Here is a 26,721-nt window from a genome sequence, read left to right on the forward strand (position 1 = left end):
GCGGAGTTATTTCGGATGTGAAAAGGCACAGGTCTTTCGTTTCTCCCAATAAGCAGTAATAAGTTTGTTTTAGCTCAATTTTAGTAGTCATTCCCGGGAATATACTAGCTTCGTCCCTCCATAGCAGCTTTGAAACTCCGGAGATAGTTTTGAGACATATCATATACAAATGTTTTGCTTCTTTTCCACCTCCCTTTCCCAAACCAGTTGCCTGAAGGCCTATTCCGGGTAAGGCTTCCACCGCTTGAATTAGCAGTGCCTTCAGAAATTCCACCATAGTGTACAAAATGATCCATGATGAAGCAGTATGGTAATGGCAGGTATCTGATGGATTAACATTCTCTTCTGCATATACTTGTTTAGATTTTTTGGTGTATAAATTAAGCAGAGATCTTTGGCCCATAAGCCAATAAACATTGCACTTTCTTTCTGTTTAGCTGCTACGTTGGACTATAGCTAACACGCATATGTTTAATTGCCGTAATTTTGCGGGATGAAACAAATTGTTTTTAAAGATCTGGGCCGGATGTCCTATAAAGATGCCTGGGATTTTCAAGAAAGTAAATTACTTAAAAAAACGAACCTGAAACGAACAGGCGAGGCTGATAAGATCCAGAATGAACTTTTCTTTGTGGAACATAACCCGGTCTATACCCTGGGTAAAAGCGGCCATGAGGAAAACGTACTTATCTCCAAAGAGGCGCTGGAAAAAAGAGGAATTGAATACTTCCATATTAACCGGGGAGGGGATATTACTTATCATGGCCCTGGACAGATCGTGGGTTACCCCATAATAGATCTGGAACAATTTAAAACGGATCTCGGCTGGTATCTCAGGAGCCTGGAAGAAGTAATGATCCTGACACTAGCCGACTATGGGCTGATCGGTGACAGAAGTCCCGGCGAAACCGGTGTCTGGCTGGATCCGGATAAAAAAGGTTTCGAAAGAAAGATCTGCGCGATGGGTATCCGTTGCAGCAGATGGGTCACCATGCACGGGTTTGCCTTTAATGTCAATACCGATATGAGCTATTTTGATTTGATTGTTCCCTGTGGCATTCAGGGAAAGAAAGCCACTTCTTTGCAAAAGGAACTGGGGCACCCAGTGGATATCGAAGAGGTAAAAAACCGTATGAAAAATCATTTCGCCACTGTTTTTCATGCAGAATTAGCAGAAATTTAAGAGCATGCATTTGTTACATTGTTGCAAATGGTATCATTTTGCAAAATGCAATAATGTTGCAGAAGTGTTATTGCATACTCATCATCTCATCCCTTAATGGATTAAAGAGTCAGACATGCAATATCGACCGTGCGTTTCATTATCTATCGTCATTTTTTTATTAAGTAGTAGCATAACAGTAAGAGCGGGAGCGCCCAGAAGCGTTTATAACCGTTTATCAGAGAATCATTATAAAGACGATGTATTTACCTCAGGCACGCTACAAGGGGTTGTCACCGATAAGAAGACAGGAACACCTATCCAGGGAGCTTCCATAACCATTCCTGATCTCAAGCTCGGCGCTGTCTCCGATGCTTTGGGGCATTACCGGTTTAAGGATCTGCCAAAAGGGATCTATCTGGTCCATGTAAGTGCAGTGGGTTATGGCGCGGTCAATAAAAAGCTGAACTTCGATTCTCCTAAGACGTTGGATGTCGCGCTGCAGGAATCCTGGGTGGAAGCTGACCAGGTGATCGTTACCGGGCTTTCAAAAGCCACTACCCTAAAGCGTGACCCTGTTCCGATGGTGGCTGTAAGCAAAACATATATGGATGTACATGCCGGTTCCGGTAATGTCATTGCGGCGATCGCTAATGTTCCGGGGGTGAGTGCGGTGACTACCGGGCCAAATGTGGCAAAGCCCTTTATCAGAGGATTGGGGTACAACCGGGTGGTGACGGCGGAGAACGGCATCCGTCTGGAAGGTCAGCAATGGGGAGATGAACATGGAATCGAAGTCGATCAGAACGCTATTCACAACGCCGAAGTTATCAAAGGGCCCGCCAGTCTCAGTTTCGGACCGGACGCGATTGGCGGCGTCGTTAACCTGATTACTGCGCCAACCGCACCTGAAGGGACCATTAATGGATCTGTGACCGGCGTATATGGCACCAATAATGGACTCTGGAATGGTTCAGTGGCTTTGCACGGCAACCAGGGCGGCTTTGTCTGGGGAGCGGTGGCCTCCGCCAAAACAGCCAAGAATTATCAGAATGAACATGATGGAAGAGTATATGGGACCAACTTTTCGGAAAGGGATGCCCGGGTGATGTTTGGATTGAATAAAAAATGGGGCTATAGTTATTTACATGGAACATTGTATGACGATAAGCAGGCCATACCAGACGGTAGCAGAGATTCGGCAACCAGGGCATTTACGAGACAGACATCTGAGGAGGATGAGAACCGGGAGATCGTGCCGGTTTCTGTATTAAATAGTTATGACATCCCTGCGTTGCACCAGCGCGTCCAGTTGTACAGAATTTACAATACGAGTAATGTTAAATTAGGGTCCGGTAACTTATTACTTAATCTGGGCTATCAGTATAGTCATCGCCGGGAATTCACCCATCCCACCAAGCCCGAGCTGGCTGGATTAAACCTGGAGTTACAGACCTATACCTATGACGCAAAATATAATTTCGTAATGGGAGCCGGCTATGAGGCGACGGTAGGTATTAATGGAATGTATCAGGACAATGGTTTCGGTGAAGGAACAGATTTCCCGATACCGGCCTATCACCAATTTGATTTTGGGCCCTTTGTGGTGATTAAAAGAACTTTTGATAAACTGGATCTTTCAGCAGGCGCCCGCTATGATACCCGCTCCTTTCATGGTAAAGCTGCTTACCTGGATAATTCAGACGAGACTTTCCCCCGTCTTTATACAGGCCCTGATCCTTTAGATCAACCAAATGTCAGTCAGCAGTTTGCTGCCATGCATAAGCATTTTAGCGGGCCATCAGGCAGTCTGGGCGCTACCTACAATTTTTCTAACGCGTTTTTACTGAAGGGGAACATTTCTACAGGCTTTAGATCACCCAGCATTGCAGAGCTGTCTGCCAATGGGGCAGATCCCGGTTCCCAGATCTATCATGTAGGCAACGCTGATTTTAAAGCTGAGTATAGTGTGCAGGGAGATCTGGGAGCTTTTCTGACCTTGCCTAAACTCACGGCAAGCGCAGAATTGTTCGTTAACCATATTGAAAACTATATTTATCAGCAACAGATCCTGGATGCGAGCGGTCAGCCCGAAAGGGTGGACGCAAATGGCAACAGCAACCCCGCTGGTCTTTACAGCAAGTTTACGTACGTGCAAAGCAAGGCCCGGATTATGGGAGGAGAGTTTAATATAGACATGCATCCTTTCCAGTGGCTGCATTTTGCCAATTCGATGACGTTGACTTATGGCACTAACCTGGGTGATGGACCGGCAGTCGCTGACAGTCTTAAATATCTGCCTTTTATCTCACCCCTACATACACATTCTGAGTTAAAGGGTGAATGGAGCAAAGGATTCGGACCTTTTAGAAACCTGTATGCTTTCTGTGCGCTGGATCATTATAATCAACAAGACAGGTTTTTCTCGGCTTATGGTACTGAAACGTACACAGCCGGTTATAATCTGCTGGGTGCCGGTATTGGCAGTAAGGTAATGACTGAAGGCGGACGGGAATTGTTTGCTTTATACATTGAGGCCAGTAATTTGCTGAATAAGGATTATCAGTCTAATATGAGCCGGCTCAAATATTTTGATAATGCGAACGTGCCGGAAGGTGTCAGGCCCGGCATTTTTAATATGGGCAGAAATATCAGTTTTAAGATTATCGTTCCACTTAATTTTAAAACAGCCGGAATTAAAAGGGCATAATGGTATTGTGTCAGCGGTGACAATATACCAGGCCCGACAATTTGAACAGGCGCCTACCCGGATGATTGAGTGGCTGCCACCAGTTCATGAAAAGAAAGTAGCCATCCTGGCTCACTGGATGGCTATTGAAGTACCTGTATATCGTAAGTGGTTATTTTAATAACGCTTGCCTGCCCGGCGGAATGCCGCTGCCTTTTCGGCCGCGTTCAGGCCATGCTTATAATTATATAATGCGTTTTCCCAATCGCCGTAATTGGGGTTAGGTAATATAATGAACTTTTTGCCGAATTGCTCTTTCAGGGCCATAACCGCTGCGGTTCTGGCCGCACTATTGGGGTGGTTGTCAAACAGGGGAGAGAAATCCGCGAGGTTATCCCCTAATAATAATGCGATGGTGTAGTCCCTGGCTATTTTTTGTCTGCGTTCTTCTTTACTGGAACTTTTGTCCATGGTTAGCAGATGCGCATCATCAGCATTCGGGAAATTGAACTTCTGCAGGTTTTTAAGCGTCGCTGCTCTGCCCGCCCGGTCCCTGTTAGTCACGTAGAAGATCGTTACGCCCTGACTGGCCGCTTTTTGGAAAAAGGCCAGACCGCCGGCAATGGTATCGGCACCTGCTTTTTCAACCCACTTATTCCATGTAGCAGGATCAAAATCCTTTCCCTGTAATGATTGATGAATGGCATAGGGGCTGTTATCTAAGAAAGTCTCGTCGATGTCTGTTATAATTGCCAGCGGCTTTGCCGGTTTCTGATTGGTCAGAATACCGGCGAGCCTTAAGTCCGCCAGTTGAAAGGCCTGTAAGCAGAGCGCTTTATATTCAGCGGACTGTTGCATCCAGATCGCGGTAAATAATTTGCCATTGCTGATCATGCTATCAGATCCACCTGCCTGTATGCCGTTATTTTTTATAGAAACACAGCTGGAAAAAGCCAGGAGGGTAAAAGCGATACAGCCAGCTATTATCCATTTTTTACACGTATTCATGCTTTTTTTGAGTAGGGAAGACCTACATTTTTTCTACTATTTTTTTATAGCTGGTTGTGATACCCCGGATAATAGAGGAACTCAACCCTCTGTGTTCCATTTCATTGAGGCCGGCGATAGTGCATCCCTTGGGCGTCGTGACTTTGTCGATCTCCTGCTCGGGATGTGTATGATGCTGCAATAACAAATCAGCGGCTCCTTTTACCGTCTGGGCCGCAATGACTGCTGCCACTTTAGCATTAAACCCGATCTCAACACCTCCCTGGATATTGGCTCTGATATAACGCATAGCGAAGGCTGTCCCACAGGCGCCGAGCACTGTTGCCGCATCCATGAGTTTCTCGTCAATATCCACGGTCTTGCCCAACTGGTTAAAGAGGTCGGTCACAAATTTTTGCTGCGTTTCTGAAACTTTATACATGCAGGTACAGGTCATGCTTTCCTGTATTGCAATGGCCGTATTGGGCATGGCGCGGACAATAGGTAACTTATCCGCGGTTAGCTCCACCAGATCCTGGATCCATACACCGGTCACCACACTAATCAGCGTATGGCGTTTACCGTCTAATGCCGGATTGATCTGCTGGATGATCTCACTGACCTGGAAGGGCTTAATGGCCAGGATAATATAGTCTGCCTTTTCTACGGCTTTTAGGTTATCACTCAGAACATGAACACCTTTTGACTGTAACCCTTCCAAAAGAGCGGTATTCCTTCGGGTCACATACAGGTTGTCAGCGGCGGTAAAACCGCTGTTGATAAGTCCCTCAGCGATGGCGGATCCAAGATTTCCGCCACCAATAATGGCAATTTTTGACATAATCGGCTTATTGTTAAATGATGAGTAATTGAATTATTGCCCGCTGTTACCGGTTTCCAGCAGACCAAGCGCATATTTAATGCGGCTGACGGTCTGTTGGGCGCCGATGGCAGCCGCGATATCGAAAACATGCGGTCCGAATTTACCACCCACCAGCATGATCCTGAAAGGAAGCATTAACTCCCCCGGTTTCAGCTGGCTGGCAGCCGCAATTTCCTTAAACGTATGCTCCAGATGCTCTGGTGTAAAGTCCGGGGCCAGTTCATAGGCGCGAATCAGTTCCACAAAGAACGTATTCTTTTGCGCATCCCATTTCTTTAGGATGGCATTCAGATCCAGCTGCTCAGGTGCTTTGAAGAAGAATGCAGTTTGTTCTACGAAATCAGTCAGGAGTGTACAACGGTCTTTAACCTGGTCAATGATCGTTGTAAGCGCTGCTTCTTTCCCTGAAATATCGATCCCCGCATTTTTTAGCCAATACTCAACATGAGGTTTCAGTTTTTCTGCAGGCAGCGTTTTGATCCATTCCTTATTGAACCAGAGAGCCTTTTCATAATTGAATTTGGCACCTTTTTTATGAATCCTTTCGACGGAAAACTTGTCCAGTAATTCGTCCATAGAAAATAATTCCTGTTCGCTACCGTCATTCCAGCCCAGAACAGCCAGCATATTGATAAAGGCTTCCGGCAAGAAGCCTAGCTCTCGGTATCCTTTGGTGAAGTCGCCGGTCCTGGGATCGGTCCAGTTCATGGCAAATACCGGGAACCCTAACCGGTCTCCGTCTCTTTTACTGAGCTTACCATTGCCATCAGGTTTCATAATCAGTGGCAAATGGGCCCAGGTGGGCATGTTCTCCAATCCGAAGAGATATTTCCAGAGCAGCACATGAACAGGGGCGCTGGGCAGCCATTCTTCTCCTCTGAAGCTGTGTGTGATCTTCATCAGATAATCGTCTACAACAACTGCCAGGTGATAGGTCGGCATACCATCTGCCTTGAGCAAAACTTTATCATCTGTTTCGGAACTGTTGAATATCACCTCACCGCGAATCATATCGGTGAAACGGAGCGTTTCGTTTTCCGGTACTTTTATACGAATCACGTATGGTATTCCCTGCTCCAGTAATTTGTTTGTTTCCTCCTGACTTAAGGTGAGCGAATTACGCATTTTATCACGTAATGTGCTGTCATAACGTGGCGATGGATTCTGTTCCGTCTTATACGCCGTGCGCATGGTTTCCAGCTCTTCAGGCGTGTCGAAAGCGTAATATGCGTAGCCATCCCGGATCAGCCGGTCTGCATATTGTCTGTAAAGGTCCTTTCTTTCGCTTTGGCGATAGGGCCCATAAGGACCACCGGCTGCCGGGCTTTCATCAGGGGATAACCCACACCAGGCTAGCGTTTCATAAATATATGCTTCGGCACTTTCAACGAACCTGGTGCGATCTGTGTCTTCTATACGCAGGATGAATTCCCCGTTATTTTGACGGGTAAACAAATAATTGAAAAGAACGGTGCGTACACCGCCTAAATGGAGGCCTCCCGTAGGTGACGGCGCAAACCGGGTTCTGACTTTTTTACTAGTATTACTCATATTGTTTATGTTGTCCATAAGGCACAAAGATAAGACGATTCGTTGGAAGCCGCTACGCAAAGTACGGGGCTGACGCATTAAAGTTTATGCCCCCTGCCTGAGTTCCGGCCAAGATTTCCCAACTTAGGAATAACATCGATCTCACAGCTATTTCAAGATTGCTTTCATTGCACGAGGAGCCCACCCTATGAATGAAAATGCCTCCTTCGTCAGCCTTGCCCAGGCCGACCCCTGCCGCGTGTATTGGATAACGTTACATTTCTTAATGTGTCAGCCCTTCCAGATCCGTGGCATCTGCTATCCTTACAGACTTTCAGATGGCCGTTTGCAGGGATTTCTGGCGGCATTTTTTAGTTTCAGTGATGCCCACTAATTTTTTTATCTTTTTTATGAGATTTTTGATATTTTTTTGGTTTTGCTAAATTTATTATACTATCTTTGTGTCAGCGGTGAATAACTGGATTGTTGCCATCAATCAGATTATTTTACTGCGGTTTTATAACCTACAATTCTTGCCGGATTACCATTTTTTTTAATCGCAGACACTTTTAAATAAGTGCCTTGTATAAAATCTATATGCCATGGATAATATTATAGTTTCCAGTACCCCATCTGCCTCAGTTCCTTATGGACTTGTTGTGGACAGGCTTGGCAGACTGACCAACCGTGAGGTACGGGAGCGCCCCCTGAGAAGGGATGTGCGGCCGCAGTTTCGCAAAGAGGATGAACTCATCCAGCCAGGTCGGTCTCCGTCTAAGGAGCAGCTGGAAAACCTTAAAAAGGATGTGATTTTTAAAATGCTGTTAGGTGACCAGGATTATGCGAAGCAGGTTGCGATTCCTTTTATCAAAGCTTTTTGGGGGCACCTGACTGAGGTCACGGACCTGAAGTTAAAAACGACTACGCTCACAGGCAGTACCAAAGACAGCAGAAATGTCTGTCCGGATACTGTCTGGCAGTCACAGAAGACCGGCGATGTATTTTTGATAGAAATGCAAAGGCGCTATCAGGATTTTTATAATCAACGGCTGTCGCTGTATGACGGAAAACTCCGCGCAACGCTTCCAAAAAAAAGCAGTGACTGGGATTACAACCAGGTATCTGTTTTTGTTCTGGGAATGGCTGATTTTGATCTGGAAAGACCTGCTTCTGACAGCTGTATCTATGAATATGTAAGTATGAATCCGAAAAACAGTCAGGACCTGCTGACAGGCCGGGACTGGAAGATGCTGATAGACCTCAGGAAAGCCAGCAGAGTCAGGCAGGCAGCCTATTCGGAAAGGGATAAATGGCTGTATCTACTGAATAATTTTCATAAGCTGAAAAGAATACCGGCGTTTTTAAAAGAAGGTTATTTTGATCAGGTAATAAAAATTGCTAAAAATTTAAATCGAACAAAAATGGAAGAATTAGAAGATTTCTTTTGGGAAAACTACCAGAAAGACCTGGCTAGAGAAGCAAAGGCAGAAGAAAGAGCGATATGGATGAATAAGATAAAAAATATCATTAAATCTTTTATCTCCTTCAACCCAAATTGTAGCATTCAGGAGGCAGCCGCACAATTAGGTATTGAAGAACGGCTGGTAAGATCGGTGTTTCCTGCGGGGGCCTAAAGGTGTCATGGAGCTAATAGCGGAAATTGTTTTAGGCAAAATACAGGGAGAATGGCTCGGCGCATTTCAATATTCTCCCTGTATTTTATTGAAGACCTCAACGCTGAGATCGTTTTAAAAATTGGATAACTACTGACATTGTCAAAGTTCAGGACACTGCCGCAGTAAAAAAGTACTTCAGTGAAGACTTTATTGAAAGATCACTGCCTGGCAGCGGCGTTCTTATCTGGCATTTTCACCTGAAAAAATTACTGACTCAAAAGGGCACGTATATACGACTGGTATGGCCAGCACTTTGTTAGATCTGGACGGTTCTTTCCTTCTTTTAAAACCTGCTACGTTTGCGGGGAGAAAAAAAGAAAACCTGAGTTTGGCAGAAAAAGCCTGTACATGCCATCCTTGTGATACCGAACATAACAGAGATGTAAATGCTGCTCCGGAATACACTCAGCGAAGGTTTAAAAATATTACCCGACTGTGATCGCAGCCGGGCAATAAACAATAGATGAAGGCGTCAATAGACAGAGTGTCTAATTGCGACTAGCAAAGCTATTGTACCCAAAAATGCTGATGTGCGTCCCGGATTGGTCAATTTTAGCAAATCTTGCAAATTGAAATGCTGTCAAGCGGTTTTCTTTTATTGTTTGACAAATTGTAGCTTTTGACCATCGATCGTTCCGAAGTACATACCGCTGGCAAACTGACTGATTTCGATTTTGTTGTCGCCGGCTTTAAGACTTACCGCTTTAATGAACACGCCAGCGGCATTGTATATACGCATCGTGTTGCCATTCTGAAGACGGATATGAATATAGTTTTTAGCTGGATTTGGATATAATATTAAGCCTTGTGTCACATTTTGTGATAATTGAATAGTTGAACTGTAATTAAGCTTTCCATTCATATCGATTACCTTCAGCCTGTAATATGCAGTAGGGTCCAGTTGTGTGGCCTTGTATGAATAATGGCTGTTGCTGCCGGTTGGCTTGACTGTGGCGAGTTTTTGGAAGATTTTTCCATTCAGACTCTTTTCGATGGAATATGCGTTTAAATTTTCTTCATTACCACTTTCCCAAGTAAGGCTGGCAACTCCGCCATTCAGTGTTCCGGAAAAATGTTTCAATTTCACAGGAAGAGGTGAAGAACTGAAAAACTCATAAGCGCCTAAATCAATCGCGCCATCGTTAATACGGCCGTTTCCTACGAGATCAAGCCCATTTCCTGAAACCACTGGCAAATACGTTGCGATCGCATTTATCAGCGAATCGTTCAGTCCGGCATTTATTGCAGCACTGGTAACGGTTAACTGAAAATTGCCAGCAGCCGTATCGGCAAAAACAGACTCAGTTGAGTTGCCGTCCAGGATATGGTTGGCAGGGTCTGCCGCCCGTCCCTGGATTAAGTTATAGGAGATTTTTGAGGGTGCTGAAGCCAGGGAATCCAGAATCGTATTTGTCGCATTACCCCAGATAATACTGTTGGTTATAAATGCGAAAGATTCCCTGACATTAGCAATTAAAGGCCTGCCGACAGCCGGTAGCGCCAGACTCTTATTATTGGCAATGGTCGTATTAATTAGACTGATATTCGATTGGATGTCATTGCCCAGCATTGCGCTGCGAAATGTATTTGATAGGTCTGGTCCCATCGTCGGAAGCACTGTGCCGTAACTAACATTGTCTAAAATGGAGCAATTGATTAAGACCATTCCAGAATTTTGTGTATTATAAATTGTGCCCAATAAAAGCGCAGTGTCGCGCAAAAAACGACTGTTATAAAGTACTGGCGCTCCGTTTGAGTTCGACAATACCCCGCCTATAATGGCTCTGTTGTCAGTAAAATCGCAATTAATTATAGAGGGCGATGCCTGCGAGGTAACGAGGGTGCTGCCTATCCCTGGAGCGAAAAGACCTTCCATCGGCGTTACCTTATTATTATTAAATATACAATTTATGATCTGCGGCGTGGCCCTCAGACTGGGATCGAAATATGCGTCGAATGAGCCCGCGATCGACATCGCGGAACAAGCCATTCCATAGTTGTCGGTTATCCGGCAATTGCGGATAACGGTGTTCGCAAACGCACTGCTTATACAAATCCCTCCGGCAATTCTTATGTTTTCGGGATCCGGATGGAATATATCGAGTATGGCATTCCCCCCTGTTATCGTAAGTCCATCCAGAATCAGGCTATCTGGGCTATTGGGTATATTATTTATTACTAGTACGTTTCGGGTGTTATCGACGGTGTCTGCCGGCAGTCCGATGTCCCCGCTTAATACGGTGGGATACAGGTTGCTATCATATTGATTGCCACCATTAGAATAACCACCTACGATCTTTAAACCGGGTCTAGTAATCACGAAGGCGCTGTCACTGAACCCAATATTTTTATCTCCTGCCGGATAATAGGAACCCTTGGCAATGTGGACTTCTTTAATAGCGGTATTCGTCCTGGCCGATTCTGTAGCATTGGATAAATACTTCAACGCATTCGCCCAACTGCTACCGTCCCCCGGAACAGCCACTGCACTATCGACATATACGATCCCGGCGCCGTCAGGAATTGCCGGCACCAGACAGGCCTGGCGGTCGTTTAATATCTGCCATCCATTATTATTGATGAGCGATTGACGGGCAGTGTTGGAACAGTATTTAAGTCCGGCGGCGCCTAGGATGACGCCGGTTTTTACCGTTTGCGCGGCCCAGCCGGCAAGAGTTCCTTCATAATTTGCGTCCGATAGCGCGGTTCCGTCCAGCATTTTGTCCATGCTGCTGACAAGCGACACCTGCCAGCCTCCTAAATTTTGATTAAATGCAGCGGCGCCTTCAAAAAGATTTTTCATCGAAGTAACTTTCGACACATCCCAGTTACCGATATTTTGGTTAAAAGAAGAGGCCTGATTAAACATATAATCCATTTGGGTCAGGTTACTTGTATTCCATCCACTTATATTTTGATTGAATAAGGATAAACCGTCAAACATCCCCATCATCGAAGTGACCGAACCCACATCCCAGCCGCTTATGTCCTGGTTAAAATCGACCGCTCCAGAAAGCATGAAACTCATGTCGGTCACTTTCGATACATCCCAGGATTGAATATTTCCGTTAAAAGCGGTAGCCCCCTGAAACATATAGGCCATATTTGTGACCTTTGACACATTCCAGCTATTCAGGTTCTGATTAAAGGCAGGCGCATTGAAAAACATGAAAGCCATGTTCGTCACATTGGATACATCCCACCTATTGATGTCCTGATTAAATGCCGGTGCCAGATAAAACATACTAGTCATATTAGTGACTTTGCCTACATTCCAGTTTCCTATATCGCCGTTAAATGGTGTATTTTGAAACATGCCTGTCATCGACGTTACGTTTGATACATTCCACCCGGAAATATCTCCGTTAAAATTCAGTGCCCTATCGAACAGTCGGGACATGTTTGTTACATTAGAGACATCCCAGTCAGAAATATCTCCATTAAAAGCAGAGGCTCCTTGAAACATTTGTCCGATATCAGTTACGTTGGTAAGATTCCATAGATTCAGGTCACAATTCAGCCGAGAACATTCCAGAAACATGCCGAAGAGCGTGCACCCCGGTGCAAAAAAAGGCCCGTTCTCATTAGCGACTTTAGTCAGGTTCGGACAATATCTAAATGCGAAGGCCATGCTTTTCCAGGTACCATTTCCCCATTTTTCAACAGTCACCAGCCGTTGGTTATTGCCTGGCGTACTTAGTGTATTACTCATTTCTATAGCGGGAAACGCCCCTGTAATGGTTACCGTATAGATACCCTGGGTGCTATAAGTGTGTGAAGCGTTTCCTGTCTGGTGGGCGGAAGAACTGCCATCTCCCCACTCAACATTATAGTCATATTCGGCAGCATAGTCAGTATTGATCGGAATGACTACTGTTTGATTACCAGCATCTGTTTTCCAGGTTGTCACAAATCCATCGGTGATGGGCGCGGTTGTCTTCACGCCTAACGGCACTGCAGGCAGCCAATCGGCTTTAGTTCCTGATGCAAAAACACAAATGAGCAATAGGAGAAGTAAAATTTTTTTCATGATAAATGATTATAGAAAATGGAGTCCAAAAATGGAAAAATGGTTTGTTTTTACAGCCGCTTACGCAACCGGGTGGATAATTGGCCTTTTATAATTGAAACGGGTGTCTTTTTATTAACTTCCTTCTCCCGGTGAAAAATTATAAACTATGCCTCTACTGGCCCTCTTTAAAGGCAACAGCGAATTATAGTACCTTATATATTGGAAACATGAGACGTCGGTATGCAATAAACGCCCCGGCATTATAACAATAATTGAATTCATAGCGATTATGGAAATGTTAAACAGTCTTTTTGCAATTTGCGTAACAAAGATGCGCCGGTAAATTAAGATAAACATCCCCCTGATGGGGGAGGCCATACACTAAATATATTTTTGTGCCTGGCAATTTATGTATCATCATTACTGGTGGGATCGAAAATTCATGTATATTTCAATAGTTTTGTGCTATTCAATTAAAATTCGTGACCATGAAGCATTTTCCCTTACCGAGTGCATTGTTTACAGAGAACAGAAGACGTTTTATAAAAGAGATGAAAGGAGGCAGTATCGCCATTTTTAACAGCAATGATGAAATGCCCTCTAATGCCGACGCTACCTATAATTTTGTCCAGAACAGTGACTTATATTGGCTAACGGGTATCCAGCAGGAGGATACCATGCTACTGCTGTTTCCTGATCATCCTGACCCGGCCTGGAAAGAAGTGCTGGTGCTTATCCGTCCTAACGAATTGAAAGAAAAATGGATCGGGCACCGTCTGACAGTAGCCGAAGGACAACTGATCTCCGGCATTAAAACCGTAATCTGGCTTGATGAACTGGATACATATTTAGCCGGATTGATCCATATGGCAGAAAATATTTATCTCAACACCAATGAACATGATAAGGGCGCTGTAGGGGTGCCCACCAGAGATTACCGTTTTATCCGCCAGATGAAACAGCGCTATCCCTTACATCAATACCTGCGCAGTGCGCAGATCATCAGGAGGTTGAGGTCAGTCAAGACTCCCTACGAAGTAGAGGTGATTCAAAAAGCCATAGACATTACAGACAAGACTTTCAGAAGGTTGTTGGCATTTATTGAGCCCGGTGTTTATGAATATGAGATTGAAGCCGAAATTTTACACGAGTTCCTGCGCAACAGGGCGAGTGGTGAGGCCTATCCCAGTATCATTGCCAGTGGCGATCGTGCCCGTATCCTGCATTATATCGATAATAACCAGAAATGTGAATCAGGAGAATTGGTCCTGATGGATTTTGGTGCCCGCTATGGCGGTTATAATGCGGATCTTACCAGAACCGTTCCGGTTAACGGGAAGTTTACCAAAAGGCAAAAAGAGCTCTATAACGGATGCCTGGATCTGCATAGATATTGTGCCTCTATCTTAAAGCCGGGTATTACACTGGACAAGTACCATGAGAAGGTAGGAGAGCAGGCTACCACAATCTTTATCAAACTGGGACTGCTGTCTAAGGCGGATGTTAAAAATGAAGATCCCAACAGTAAAGCCTACAGGAAATACCTATATCATGGTATTTCTCATCATCTTGGGGTGGATGTACATGATTTGGGCGACCGGCATGTTCCCTTGAAAGCAGGCGCCGTATTAACGATCGAGCCCGGTATTTATATTCCGGAAGAGCAGACCGGTATCCGTATTGAGGATAATTATCTGCTTACCAGAAGCGGCAATAAGGATCTGATGAAGAATATTCCTATTACGGCAGAAGAGATCGAGAAGTTCATGAAAAGAAAGTAAAATAGTAATATGGATGTTCCTTTTAAGGATATCCAGCCGGTTATTCAGGGAAAATTATTTGTAATTTTGTATATCTAAAAAGTTTGCATGAGAAGACATATTGCCAATTGTTTTACATTACTGAACCTTGTATTTGGCTGTCTGGCGGTCATACAAATTCTGCAGGGGGTTGCAGGTCTGTCGGGCGGACATGAGGATGCGGTGGAGCGTATGCAGACGGCCTCAATGTTTATTTGTCTGGCAGCTGTGGTGGACTTTCTGGACGGCTTGATTGCCCGGCTATTAGCTGCTTCCTCGGAAATGGGGAAGCAACTGGATTCTCTGGCTGATCTGGTGAGTTTTGGCCTGGCACCGGGGCTTATTCTCTATGAATTTCTGCAAATCAGCTTTGCAGCAACACGAGGTGTATCCGTGAATTACTGGTACCTTCTTCCTGCGCTTCTCATCCCCTGCGCCGGTGCTTACCGGCTAGCCAGGTTTAATCTCGGTACCGGCTTTTCTACAGAATTCGAAGGACTGCCTATACCTGCCGGCGGCATTCTCATTGCTTCTTTTCCGCTCATCTATCTGAGCAGCAGCTTTAACGCTGTTCAGAGATTACTCCAATTACCGGTCTTTTGGTATGCGCTGATTTTTATCGTCAGTTTTTTGATGGTTTCTACACTTCCTATGATGAGCCTGAAGTTTAAAAATTTATCATTTGTTCAGAACTGGCCTAAGTTCTTATTGTTTGTGCTTGCGGTTATCTGTGGTTTGATTCTTCATTGGCTGGCGGTTCCGGTCGTGTTTCTGGTATATACTCTGCTGTCCCTGATACTGATACGAAAGAGTTGATCGTCCATGCTTGTATAATCATTGTTTAACCAACGTTTTACAGATATCACCCACCGGATTTAAAACAATTCCGTTATTTTTACAATTCAATATATAGTCCTTTATGCCTCAGTTTCATTTTAAAGAACAATCCGGATTTTACAAGGGAAAGGTGAGAGATGTTTATTTTATCGGTTCGGACCGCCTTGTCATGGTGGCGAGTAATCGCATCTCTGCTTTTGACGTGATTCTTCCCAGACCTATTCCATATAAAGGACAGGTCTTAAACCAGGTGGCCGCCTATATGCTGAATGCCACCCGCGATATTTGTCCTAACTGGTTGCAGGCTACACCAGCCCCCAATGTTTCTGTGGGTCGGAAATGCACCCCATTCAAAATAGAGATGGTCGTCAGGGGTAATCTGACCGGACATGCATGGAGAACATACAGTAGTGGACTGCGTGAGCTTTGTGGGGTGGCTTTGCCGGAAGGTTTGAAAGAAAATGACTTTTTTCCGGAGCCGATTATTACTCCTTCTACCAAGGCGGATGAAGGCCATGATGAAGACATTTCTAAGGAACAAATTATTGCCAGCGGCCTTGCCTCTCAAGACCAGTGGGAACAGCTTGCTGCCTATTCCCTGGCATTGTTTAGGCGTGGGCGGGAGATGGCAGACAAGCAGGGACTGATTTTAGTAGACACCAAGTACGAGTTTGGTCTGTTAGAGGGTAAGATTTACCTGATGGACGAAATCCATACTCCCGACTCTTCCCGGTATTTCTACAAAGAAGGTTTTGAGGACCGCCAGGCGGCCGGTGAAAGACAAAAACAACTCAGCAAGGAATTCGTACGGGAATGGCTGATTGAGAATGACTTTATGGGGAAAGAAGGGCAGACAGTCCCTGAAATGACTGACACTTGGGTGAATGCCATCTCTAAAAGATATATCGAGCTATTTGAGCAGGTAACCGGTCAGAAGTTTCTGCCACAGGACTGGTCAGAACAGCAGGTACTTAATGCCATCAATAAAGAATTGGGGCAATAATAATTAACGTCAAAATAAAACATTATGATAATTACTGTAAGAGATAAAACCCCGGAATTAGGCCAAAACGCCTATATAGCGCCTACAGCTACTTTAATTGGCGATGTAAAGGCAGGCAATGACTGCAGTTTTTGGTTTGGCAGCGTGGTTAGAGGCGATGTCAACTCTATTACCATCGGTAGTAAAGTAAATATTCAGGATAATGTAGTGATCCACTGCACTTACGAAAAATCGAAAACAGTTATCGGCAGTAATGTGTCTATTGGCCATAATGCAGTAATTCATGGCTGTACGATCCACGATAATGTTTTAGTGGGCATCAGCGCTGTTATTATGGACGGTGCAACAATACATAAAAATTCTATTATTGCTGCGGGGGCAGTGGTGCTGAAAAATACCATTGTTGAGGAAGGTTGTATTTATGCAGGCGTTCCGGCCAAGAAAATCCGGGAGATTTCTCCGGATCTGCTGGAAGGTGAGATTGAAAGAATCGCAGAGAACTATTTACTCTATACCAGCTGGTACCAGAAATAGTCATATGGATTATATCAAACTGATAATGGCAAAGACGGGTGAGAAAACATCCGTCTTTGTGCTATAAGGTCATCAAAGGAGAATAAAACAGCATGAATCAATAGTTCTTATCGGATATTGTATCTAGTATTTTACAGTAACTGATATAGCGCTCTTCTGCAATCTCCCCATTGATTACAGCCTCTGTAATGGCGCATCCCGGCTCATCCAGGTGCAGGCAGTTGTTGAACTTGCAATCGTGAATCCGGGCACGCATTTCCGGAAAATAATGGGAGAGCTCCTGACGACTGATATCCAGGACCCCAAATTCCCTGATACCGGGTGTATCAATGACTTTTCCGCCAAAAGGTAGATCGATCATTTCTGAAAACGTGGTCGTATGCATTCCTTTGCCACTCCAGCCGCTGACTTCCCCTGTTTTGAGAGATACCTCAGGATGAACGGTATTGACAAACGTTGATTTGCCAACACCGGAATGACCGCTGATCAGCGTCGTCTTGTCTTTAAGCAGGTATTTGAGGTCTCTTAAGCCCTGTTCGGTTTCCATGCTGATTAACATGACTTTATAGCCAATCTTGTTATAAAGATCCGTATAGATCTCGAGCAGGTCGATTTCCTTTTTCCGGTAGATGTCAATTTTATTGAAGACCAGAATCGCTGGTACGTGAAAGGCTTCCGCAGAAATTAAAAAGCGGTCGATAAAGCCGCTGGAGGTTTTGGGATTTCTGAGTGTTGCAAATAATAAGGTCTGATCCAGATTCGCGCCGACAATGTGGTGTTGGTTCTTGTTATGAGGAGAAACGCGGGCAATATAGTTATCCCGTTCTTTGATTTCTGTAATAACGACAGATTGTTCACTTTCTGTGTCAGGTATAATCTCTACGAGATCGCCTACTGCGATGGGATTGGTGGATGTGATACCGCCCAGTTTCATGGAGCCTTTGATACGCGCATTAAATGATTTGCCATCATGCGTTTTTACGAGATACCAGCTCCCGGTAGATTTATAGACGATCGCTTGCAATGGTCGTAAGCTTTTGTGGATACGAAGATATTACAATTGCCTGAAAATGCACCGAAAACAACCGGGTAGTGAGAATTTTTACTGCAAAGGAGGATACTGATTACCGTGGGATTTGACTCAGACAGACAGAAAACTGCCTGGTGCCGATGACGGATAATACAAAAGCTCTGCCATTCTTTAGCTGTACCCATAAACCACCGAAAGCTACCGACGGTTCATGGATACCTGGCTGGGCGGATTTCCTCCCAACAGTATGTTCGCATTAAGTGTACGAAAGGAAAATATTTGTAGCCGGTACGTTGACCATCAATCCCGGCAGACGGTTTTAGCAGTGAAATAAAAAAAGCCCCCACCCGAATTAAGCAGCCCTGTGATAAAGACCATATCCAAACCCCGGATTAACTTTGCCGGGAAAGGCTGCGAAGCGACAGGAAACCTTTACTGACTATCTTCCATTTCTCTGGTTAGTTTTTCCTTTTTATACCATTTATATCCAATAACAGACAGGATGCTCAGCGGGATACACATCAGATAAAGGATGCCTTTATTAAGGCCGGCAGCCGGGCCATCCCCCAGCTGTTGGGCGGTTTTAGTACAAAGGGCACATTGAGCCATCAGCTGAGAAGTGCCAAGAATAAGTAATAACAGAAGAAAGGACATGCTTAAAAAGACAGGTTTAGTGACGCTGTTCAATTTGTTTCCGGCTGTATTTTTTATCCTCTTTTCCATAGCTTCATTATTTAAGGCTCAATAGATATATTACGAAGGTAAGAACAGATAAACTAACGTTCCGTTCCTGATTTTTTTAATTTGCGGCTGCCTTGGTAAACACTCATAAAGAAGCCGATTACCATAACAATTACACCTAGCCAGAGCGCGCCGATAAATGGAAATTCGATGACTTTCAGGGTTAGTGAGTCGTTCAGCGTATTACTTTCTTTGACCCCGATTTCCAGTTTTCCATCCTTATCATTCAATACTTTGTTGAATTTGAGCACCAGGCCCTGGGCCAGTACCGTATCCGTAATAACGTCCGCCTTGTCATTTCGGATCACCACGGAGGGCTTGGCCGGGAATTTTGAGCCGTCCCTGGCAACGACCGTCATATCCAGGCCCATGACCATGCTGGAATCCTGTCCCAGCGCTTTGGTGGCCGATTGGGTAATATCCACTTTATTCAAAATAATCATGCCGTTAGAGTAAAAAGTGGTATCTCCGACTCTTAGCTCTGCCGGCCTGAAAGTGGCTGTATCCATGCCTTCCTGTTGCCAAGAAGAAACATAGGTATATATATCTTTGTTCCAGTAGTGTTTGGAATCGGGTGTTGCCCCAAATCCTTCTGCCTGCCGGTTGTTTTTCAGCCAGTAGGGATGGAGGGTAAATTCCTCGCCATTGGTCTTCCCTTTAAAATGAATGGTAAATACTCTTTGCTTGTCCCGGGTATTCATGGAATCGCCCATGAAGGTTACCATGTATTTACCCATATCGATGGGAATACCTTTAAATAACGTAATGTTTTCCGCCGGATCTTCATCATCTGTTTTCTCGAACAAGGCGATGCCTGTCGTATTGTGACTGAGGATCAGTTTTTTACTCGAAGAAATCAAAACGCCGAACAATAATAGACCAAAGCCGATATGTGCGACACTGGCTCCGGCAGTTTTAATCTTGCCACTGAGCACAGCAAAAATATAGCTGAAATTACCTACCATTGAATAGACCGCTGCAAACGTGGCCAGATAAATAGCTACCAGGAACCCGGCGCCATGGTCATAATAGTCGATTTGCAGAATCAGACAAAATATGACAGTGAGGGCCAGTGCAATAATGGTGGGGATCAACAGTCGTTTACCCAGCTCCTTCCCGTTGGTTTTCTTGTATTTGAAAAATTGTATGATAGCCGTCAGTATACCGATAACAAAAGCGATAAAGATCTGCAGTTTGTTATAGGAGAACAGCACATCCTCCGGTTGAGCGATCTTGGTGCCGAATATTTTATTGAAAACCGGCATGGATGTCTGCCCGATAATGATCAGGCCGGAAAGAAATAAAACCAAAGAACCGATAAACATCCAGAACTCTCTGCTATACAGCTCTTCCTCTTTTTTTACCGTAGGCATGTCTTTTTTATTCTTAAAGAACAGCCACAGGGCCGGAATGAAGAACACCAGTATAAATAAAATAAGTTGCAGACTCATGTCTGCGCCGGTAAAAGCATGAACGGAGGTATCACCTAATATTCCGCTCCTGGTTAGAAAAGTAGAATAGAGAATAAAACTGAATGACAGAATATAAAAGATATAAGTGGTCTTAAGTGAATACCTGGAATGGTTGAAAACCAGATTCGTATGTAAGCCGGCTACCATGATCAGCCAGGGGACCATTGACGCATTTTCCACGGGGTCCCAGGCCCAGTAACCGCCAAAGTTCAGGCTCTCATAGGCCCAGGCCCCCCCCATCATAATACCCAGACTCAGTATACCGCCACTGAAGGCTGCCCAGGACACCGCAGGCTTTGTCCAGCTATGATCCTTGTTCAGCAGGCCACTGAAACAGAAGGCAAAAGGAATAATCGTAGAGGCGAATCCAAGGAATAGAATGGGAGGATGGATTACCATCCAGTAGTTCTGAAGCGTGGAGTTAAGCCCCTGGCCATCTTTGAGGAATTTCAGGTAGTCTTGCTTGAACAGACCGGTGGCCTGGTCAATAAAGACCGGCGCATTGTCCAATATGCCCTTTTGACGCATTAAAAGAAAGGGGTCACTGCCAATTTTTAAACCAAATACATAGATTCCGATAATCATGGTGGCCAGGCAAAACTGGGCGAAACTTACCACGGACATGACAGGGGCTTCCCATTTGCCGCCTTTGGATATGACTATGATACCCAGCAGGCAATGCCAGAAGGTCCAGAGCAGGAAACTGCCTTCCTGACCTTCCCATAAACAGGCAAATATATATTCCGGCTGCAGGGTTTTGTCGGAATGGCTCCAGGCATAATAATATTCAAAGAGGTTATTGGAAAGAATATAATACAGACAGCCGATGGTAATGACAACGGCCGCGGTTTCAATAAAAAAAGCGATCCTTGCCAGGCGGAGCCAGCTTTTCTTTTCCTCCGGGATAACAGCTCTATTGGACTTGAAAAATGCAAACGTTGCAATGAGGGAGACCACGAGAGAAACGATACTTGCTAAGTGTCCCAATTGGCCGGGTAAAAGATGTTCACCTGTATAGGTCATGTCTGGAGAGTGTATGTAGAACTGTGAATTGAAAAGAAACGCCTGAATTAAACAGGCAGTAGAATCGGACACTAATCTTATCTACTTGCGCTGAAGTCTTCTTTCATCGCATTCGGGTTATCTTTATATTTAGAGGGACATTTGAGCAAGATGCCGCTTTGTTCCCGGATCTGGAAAATGCCTTCTTTGTCCATTTTGCCTTTCAAGACAATTCTTTCGCTTTTCTCCATATCTGTGGGCTTTTCAAAATAGTAGGCGACAGGCATCCGGTCACCGAGGGTGTCGGTTACCTGAAAAGTCAGATAATTAGGGTTTTTGACCGGATCATAATTGACCGTGTTTTTATCCAGTTTTGCGATGACCGTAACAGTCTTTCCTTCTTTCGCCTGCGCTGATTTAATGGTCTCATAAGTGGAGAAGTCTCCCAATTGGCTGATCAGCAACGCGATTACAATTGCTATGACGACCAACACAACGATATTTAATTTCTTCATATCTGAATAGAGTTTATGAAATAGTCTTCCTAAACCTTAATTTTCTGGCGCAAAGGTAAGGCAAAAATGTGGTTGACCGCCTTTACGACGGCACTGAGATGGCCGAATTAACTAATCCTTGAAACTCAGACTAAATCCCGTTTCAGGACAAGAAAATGGCGGGGATGTCTATAAGCCTTAATATCTGTTACAGATCCAACCAGAGTCTTGTAAGGATTAGATTATCAGAGTCTTATCTTCTTTCCCCCTATAACTTTGCTTTATACCCCCAAGATAAAATAGTGCCATTGTCACAAAACGGAAGTAACAGAATCAGATGACAACAATTAATATAAAGGCTACATTTCTGCGATTAAAGGGAGTTTCTGATAGAAATTATCGATAAACAGGCTTTGCTCCTGCCATTGTCCGGATAATCATTTCGATGGAAACACGTAAGCTAAGGCGAGAATGTGGGATATGCAAAATCTATGTAAATAAACGACTTTTTTGATTCATTATAAATAATCGAATGGCGGTTAAATTAATATTTGTCAATTGTACAAATATAGGTTATCTTCGGAGTCAGAGTTGATTAACAAAGTGGCACACTGAGCAGTATATTGGTTAACATAGGCAATCGTCAAAAATGAGAAAATACTTTTTTTTTGCAGTAATAATACTGATGACAAGCTTGTCCCTACAGGCGCAGGAAAATTTTAAAACATGGGCAAAGACTCCGCCAATGGGCTGGAATAGCTGGGATGCCTACGGACCTACTGTAACTGAGCAGGAAGTAAAAGCCAACGCCGATTATATGGCAACGCATCTGCGTCCTTTTGGCTGGCAGTATATCGTTGTGGATATCAGGTGGTATGTATCCAATGACAAGGCCGGTGGTTATAACCAGACAGATCCGGTTTATAATCTGGATAGATTCGGGAGGTACGTTCCGGCTGCAAACAGGTTCCCGTCTGCCGGGGAAGGTAAAGGTTTCAAGGCGCTGGCAGACTATATCCATGCCAAAGGCCTGAAGTTTGGTATTCATATCATGCGGGGTGTGCCTAAAGAAGCGGTGGCAAGAAAAATGCCCATCAAAGGCACGACGTTTACGGCTGATCAGATCTATAATGCCGAAGGGCAATGCAAATGGCTAAAAGATAATTATACGATTGACAGCACTGCGGCAGCGGCACAGGCATATTATAATTCGATCCTTGAACTTTACGCTTCATGGGGTGTCGATTTTATCAAAGTAGATGACCTTTCCAGACCTTATCATCAGGCAGAAATAGAAATGATCAGAAAGGCTATCGATCATACCGGCAGGCCTATCGTGCTGAGCACTTCACCTGGCGAGACGCCGATCGTGAAAGCCACACATGTAATGAACCACGCCAATATGTGGCGGATGGTGGATGATGTCTGGGACACCTGGCCACATATAACGCATCTGATGAAGGTGGCGGAGCGGTGGTACCCGTATATTCGCCCCGGTACCTGGCCTGACTGTGACATGATCCCGCTGGGCCGGATTGCTATCCGTGGTGAAAGAGGAGCCGACCGGATGAGCCGGCTCACAAAAGAGGAGCAATATTCTTTAATGAGCTTCTTTTTGATTTTCAAATCGCCTTTGATGTTCGGCGGCGACTTGCCGAGTCTGGATCCTTTCACAAGTTCTCTTTTAACCAATAAAGCGGCCCTGGAAATGCACCGCAATGGGACGCAAGTCAGACAGCTTTTTCAAAAAGACGGTAAACTCGCCGTCACTTCTGTCAACCGGAAAACCGGGGAGCATTATCTTGCCTTGTTCAATATATCAGGTACGGCTTCCCCGTTAACTGTATCGGTGCCTCTGTCTGAACTGGGAATGACCTCTGCAATCCTGACGGATATATGGAGTGGAAAAAAAGAAGGGAAAGTCCATGACAGTATTTCTGTTACACTGGCTCCGCATGCCTGTAAACTATTGAGCATAAAAGATAAATAAGCGACTTATGAGATGTATAAAGTGTTTTATTATTGTACTGGTCTGTTTCGTGTCAGCCCGCCGTTCATTATGTGCACAGGTCACGCTGCCTGAGGATGGATACCTGTTTGCCTATTTTGAAGGCAGGGGGGCAGATCAGGAAGCACTCCGTTTTGCCGTAAGTGAAGATGCGGTCCACTGGTCAGCCCTAAACGGGAATAAACCCATACTTGGCTCAGATACGATTGCAGCAACAGGTGGTATCCGGGATCCGCACCTTTTAAGGAGCGAGGATGGCAAACAATTTTACCTGGTAGCTACCGATATGCACACCGTAAAAAACGGATGGTCGCATAATCCCGGAATCGTGATGATGCATTCGGATGATCTGTTACGCTGGAAACATACAGTAATTGATTTATCAAAGTTATACCCTAAGAAGTTTAGTGATATAAAATGGGTTTGGGCACCTCAGACGATCTATGATCCATTGGTACACAAATACCTGGTTTATTTTACCGTAAGGTTCAATAGCAATGAAAAACTGGATTTCTATGGTGCCTACGCAAATGAAGATTTTACCGGATTCGAGTCTGAGCCCAGGCTTTTATTCAGCCCCCAGTATGGTGGCATAGACGCCGATATTATATATAAGGATGGCCTGTATCATTTTTTCTTTAAAGGGAATACAAAAGATGAGTCAGGTAAGGAAATTAAAAACGGGATTAAACAGGCCACCAGTAAAAAGCTATGGGGAACCTGGAAGGAGTTGCCTGGTTATCTGGATGCGTTTTCGGATAAAGATACCAGTGTAGAGGGCTCCAGTGTTTTTAAATTAAACCATTCTGATAAATACGTGTTGATGTATGATCTTTATGGTGTTGGCCGCTACGGTTACCAGCAATCGGGTGATCTGTTCAAATTTACTAAAACGCCTCAGTATTTTACCAAGAACTTTCACCCCAGGCATGGCAGTATTATAAGCATCAGCAGGCAAGAGGCCAGAAGGCTGCAGCGCAAATGGCAAGGCGTGCCGGCAGAACTGCTTCGTCCGGCTACTGCCACCGACAGATATCATTTTTCTTCTAACGGGAATCCGATTGTTACCCATGAATTTACGGCTGACCCGGCGGCCCTGGTGGTCGGAGATACGCTTTGGCTGTTTACCGGCCGGGACGCGGCCGGCGGACAGAAAGGGTATCACATGCGAGACTGGCTGGCGTTTTCCACGACCGATATGAAACACTGGACCGAGTATCCGACACCCATGAACTCAAAGACATTTTCCTGGGCAAAAAGCAAAGATGCGTGGGCCGGTCAGGTGATCGAAAGAAACGGGAAGTATTATTGGTATATCTGCACCAATTGGTCAGGCATTGGCGTTGCTGTGGCAGACCGCCCGGAGGGGCCTTATAAAGATGCCATCGGTAAGCCGCTGCTGACGAAAAAGGATTGCTTTGCTTCTTCCCATGGCTGGGCCTGTCTGGATCCGACTGTATTTATAGATGACGATGGACAGGCATGGCTTTTCTGGGGCAACGGCGAATGCTATTATGCTAAGTTGAAAGAAAATATGATTGAAATCGACGGGCCGGTCAAACAAGTGAAATTTGAGGGATTTGATTTCGAAGAGGCCGCATGGGTACATAAGTATAATGGAAAATATTACCTGAGTTACTCCACAGGATTTCCGGAGAAAACCGCCTATGCGATGGCCGACCATATAGACGGGCCCTATACGTATAAAGGAATTATCAATGAGATCGCCGGTAACTGTAACACCAATCATCAGGCTATCCTGCTCTTCAAAGGGCAATGGTATTTTATCTACCATAATGGTGCCATCCAGAGAGATGGTGGCAGCTTCAGCCGTTCTGTCTGTGCTGAATACCTGAATTATAATCCGGACGGGACTATTCAGAAGATCCAGATGACGACGGCAGGTGCGGATCCCGGTTACGTTCCGTTTGATAATAAGAACAACCCAGTGCTTGAGGGCTATTACGCAGATCCTGATATACTTTATTCCCATAAGACCGGGAAGTATTATCTCTATCCGACCAGTGACGGATTTGAGGGTTGGAGCGGCACTTATTTTAAAGCTTTTTCTTCTGATGATCTGAAACACTGGAAGGATGAAGGTGTGATTCTGGATCTGAACAAGGATGTTTCCTGGTCACACAGAAATGCCTGGGCACCCACCGTCATTGAAAAGAAGGCTGGTGATGATTTCAAATATTATTATTATTTTGTTGCTGGACAACAGATCGGCGTGGCCAAGTCCGATAACCCCACCGGGCCCTTTAAGGATAAGGGGCAACCGATCATTCCTAAAGACAAAGAACGGGGACAGGAGATCGATCCTGATGTATTCCATGATCCTGTAAGTGGTAAAGATTACTTGTATTGGGGCAATGGTTATTTGAAGGTGGCTGAATTAAACGCAGATATGGAGTCATTGAAAAAAAGGACGATCAGGACTATAACACCGGACAGGACTTATAGAGAAGGAGCTTATGTGTTTTACAGAAACCACAGGTACTATTTTATGTGGTCTGAGAATGACACAAGAAGTGAGGATTACAGAGTAAGATACGGTTATTCGAACAGTCCTGAGGGCCCTGTCACGATACCGGAACACAATTTAATTTTACAGAAAAGACCAGAGCAGGGAATATACGGAACGGGGCACAATTCAGTGATTCAGGTGCCGGGAACAGATCAGTGGTATATCGTATATCACCGCTTCCGCCGACCCAATGCGATCCACATGGGAAGTTCAGCCGGATATCATAGAGAGGTTTGCATAGACAAACTGGAATTTAATGATGATGGATTGATAAAACCAGTGATGCCATCCCTGTAAGTATAGATAAGAAGTGATACATAAAATATGTTGAA

General features: G+C 44.7%; 18 protein-coding genes. 10 read left to right on the forward strand and 8 right to left on the reverse strand.

Annotation, left to right across the window (positions count from 1 at the left end; translation table 11 throughout):
- Window positions 1-493 precede the first annotated feature (493 nt).
- From lipB to K9M52_RS11130, 3 genes are all read left to right on the forward strand, one after another.
- Window positions 494-1,183, forward strand: a complete 690-nt coding sequence (gene lipB, locus K9M52_RS11120; RefSeq protein WP_224068500.1) for a lipoyl(octanoyl) transferase LipB — start codon at window positions 494-496, stop codon at window positions 1,181-1,183.
- Window positions 1,184-1,298: 115 nt separating this feature from the next.
- Window positions 1,299-3,872 (forward strand): TonB-dependent receptor, encoded by a 2,574-nt coding sequence (locus tag K9M52_RS11125; RefSeq protein WP_224068501.1) that lies wholly within the window; start codon window positions 1,299-1,301, stop codon window positions 3,870-3,872.
- A 7-nt stretch (window positions 3,873-3,879) separates the two neighbouring features.
- On the forward strand, window positions 3,880-4,032 hold the full coding sequence (locus K9M52_RS11130; RefSeq protein ID WP_224068502.1) for a hypothetical protein: 153 nt from the start codon (window positions 3,880-3,882) through the stop codon (window positions 4,030-4,032).
- Here K9M52_RS11130 and K9M52_RS11135 read toward each other — a convergent pair.
- The 3 genes from K9M52_RS11135 to gltX are packed head-to-tail and all read right to left on the reverse strand — an operon-like array spanning window position 4,029 to window position 7,272.
- Window positions 4,029-4,859: a 5'-nucleotidase, lipoprotein e(P4) family gene (locus K9M52_RS11135; RefSeq protein ID WP_224068503.1), complete on the reverse strand. Its 831-nt coding sequence runs from the start codon at window positions 4,857-4,859 to the stop codon at window positions 4,029-4,031. The genes K9M52_RS11130 and K9M52_RS11135 overlap by 4 nt on opposite strands.
- A gap of 22 nt (window positions 4,860-4,881) precedes the next feature.
- Window positions 4,882-5,679, reverse strand: a complete 798-nt coding sequence (gene proC, locus K9M52_RS11140; RefSeq protein WP_224068504.1) for a pyrroline-5-carboxylate reductase — start codon at window positions 5,677-5,679, stop codon at window positions 4,882-4,884.
- Between the two features lie 33 nt (window positions 5,680-5,712).
- A complete protein-coding gene (gene gltX / locus K9M52_RS11145) occupies window positions 5,713-7,272 on the reverse strand; it encodes a glutamate--tRNA ligase (protein ID WP_224068505.1) in 1,560 nt (519 codons plus the stop codon).
- A gap of 581 nt (window positions 7,273-7,853) precedes the next feature.
- Here gltX and K9M52_RS11150 point away from each other — a divergent pair.
- Window positions 7,854-8,885, forward strand: coding sequence for an Rpn family recombination-promoting nuclease/putative transposase (locus tag K9M52_RS11150; protein ID WP_224068506.1), 1,032 nt, complete (start codon window positions 7,854-7,856; stop codon window positions 8,883-8,885).
- A gap of 637 nt (window positions 8,886-9,522) precedes the next feature.
- Here the strand turns inward: K9M52_RS11150 and K9M52_RS11155 are convergent.
- Window positions 9,523-12,957, reverse strand: a complete 3,435-nt coding sequence (locus K9M52_RS11155) for a BspA family leucine-rich repeat surface protein (RefSeq protein ID WP_224068507.1) — start codon at window positions 12,955-12,957, stop codon at window positions 9,523-9,525.
- 470 nt (window positions 12,958-13,427) lie between these two features.
- Between K9M52_RS11155 and K9M52_RS11160 the strand changes: the two genes are divergently transcribed.
- The 4 genes from K9M52_RS11160 (at window position 13,428) to K9M52_RS11175 (ending at window position 17,112) form a co-directional block, all read left to right on the forward strand.
- Complete coding sequence (locus tag K9M52_RS11160; RefSeq protein WP_224068508.1) at window positions 13,428-14,720, forward strand: aminopeptidase P family protein; 1,293 nt, start codon at window positions 13,428-13,430, stop codon at window positions 14,718-14,720.
- Window positions 14,721-14,807: 87 nt separating this feature from the next.
- Window positions 14,808-15,554, forward strand: a complete 747-nt coding sequence (locus K9M52_RS11165) for a CDP-alcohol phosphatidyltransferase family protein (RefSeq protein WP_224068509.1) — start codon at window positions 14,808-14,810, stop codon at window positions 15,552-15,554.
- Between the two features lie 103 nt (window positions 15,555-15,657).
- Window positions 15,658-16,578 (forward strand): phosphoribosylaminoimidazolesuccinocarboxamide synthase, encoded by a 921-nt coding sequence (locus K9M52_RS11170; protein ID WP_224068510.1) that lies wholly within the window; start codon window positions 15,658-15,660, stop codon window positions 16,576-16,578.
- Between the two features lie 24 nt (window positions 16,579-16,602).
- On the forward strand, window positions 16,603-17,112 hold the full coding sequence (locus K9M52_RS11175) for a gamma carbonic anhydrase family protein (RefSeq protein WP_224068511.1): 510 nt from the start codon (window positions 16,603-16,605) through the stop codon (window positions 17,110-17,112).
- 97 nt (window positions 17,113-17,209) lie between these two features.
- Here the strand turns inward: K9M52_RS11175 and rsgA are convergent, their stop codons facing one another.
- From rsgA to K9M52_RS11195, 4 genes are all read right to left on the reverse strand, one after another.
- Window positions 17,210-18,136, reverse strand: coding sequence for a ribosome small subunit-dependent GTPase A (gene rsgA / locus K9M52_RS11180; RefSeq protein ID WP_224068512.1), 927 nt, complete (start codon window positions 18,134-18,136; stop codon window positions 17,210-17,212).
- 438 nt (window positions 18,137-18,574) lie between these two features.
- Window positions 18,575-18,865 carry a hypothetical protein gene (locus K9M52_RS11185; protein ID WP_224068513.1) on the reverse strand — a complete coding sequence of 97 codons (291 nt, stop codon included), beginning with the start codon at window positions 18,863-18,865 and terminating at the stop codon, window positions 18,575-18,577.
- 53 nt (window positions 18,866-18,918) lie between these two features.
- Window positions 18,919-21,378, reverse strand: a complete 2,460-nt coding sequence (gene ccsA, locus K9M52_RS11190) for a cytochrome c biogenesis protein CcsA (RefSeq protein ID WP_224068514.1) — start codon at window positions 21,376-21,378, stop codon at window positions 18,919-18,921.
- A 77-nt stretch (window positions 21,379-21,455) separates the two neighbouring features.
- Window positions 21,456-21,872 (reverse strand): cytochrome c maturation protein CcmE domain-containing protein, encoded by a 417-nt coding sequence (locus K9M52_RS11195; protein WP_224068515.1) that lies wholly within the window; start codon window positions 21,870-21,872, stop codon window positions 21,456-21,458.
- A 628-nt stretch (window positions 21,873-22,500) separates the two neighbouring features.
- Here K9M52_RS11195 and K9M52_RS11200 point away from each other — a divergent pair.
- Together K9M52_RS11200 and K9M52_RS11205 are read left to right on the forward strand one after the other, a co-directional pair.
- Entirely contained in the window at window positions 22,501-23,841 is a 1,341-nt protein-coding gene (locus K9M52_RS11200; protein ID WP_224068516.1) for a glycoside hydrolase family 27 protein, read from the forward strand.
- A 7-nt stretch (window positions 23,842-23,848) separates the two neighbouring features.
- Window positions 23,849-26,686, forward strand: a complete 2,838-nt coding sequence (locus K9M52_RS11205; RefSeq protein ID WP_224068517.1) for a family 43 glycosylhydrolase — start codon at window positions 23,849-23,851, stop codon at window positions 26,684-26,686.
- Window positions 26,687-26,721: the final 35 nt, after the last annotated feature.

The organism is Arachidicoccus terrestris (assembly GCF_020042345.1).
Taxonomy (GTDB): Bacteria; Bacteroidota; Bacteroidia; order Chitinophagales; family Chitinophagaceae; genus Arachidicoccus; species Arachidicoccus terrestris.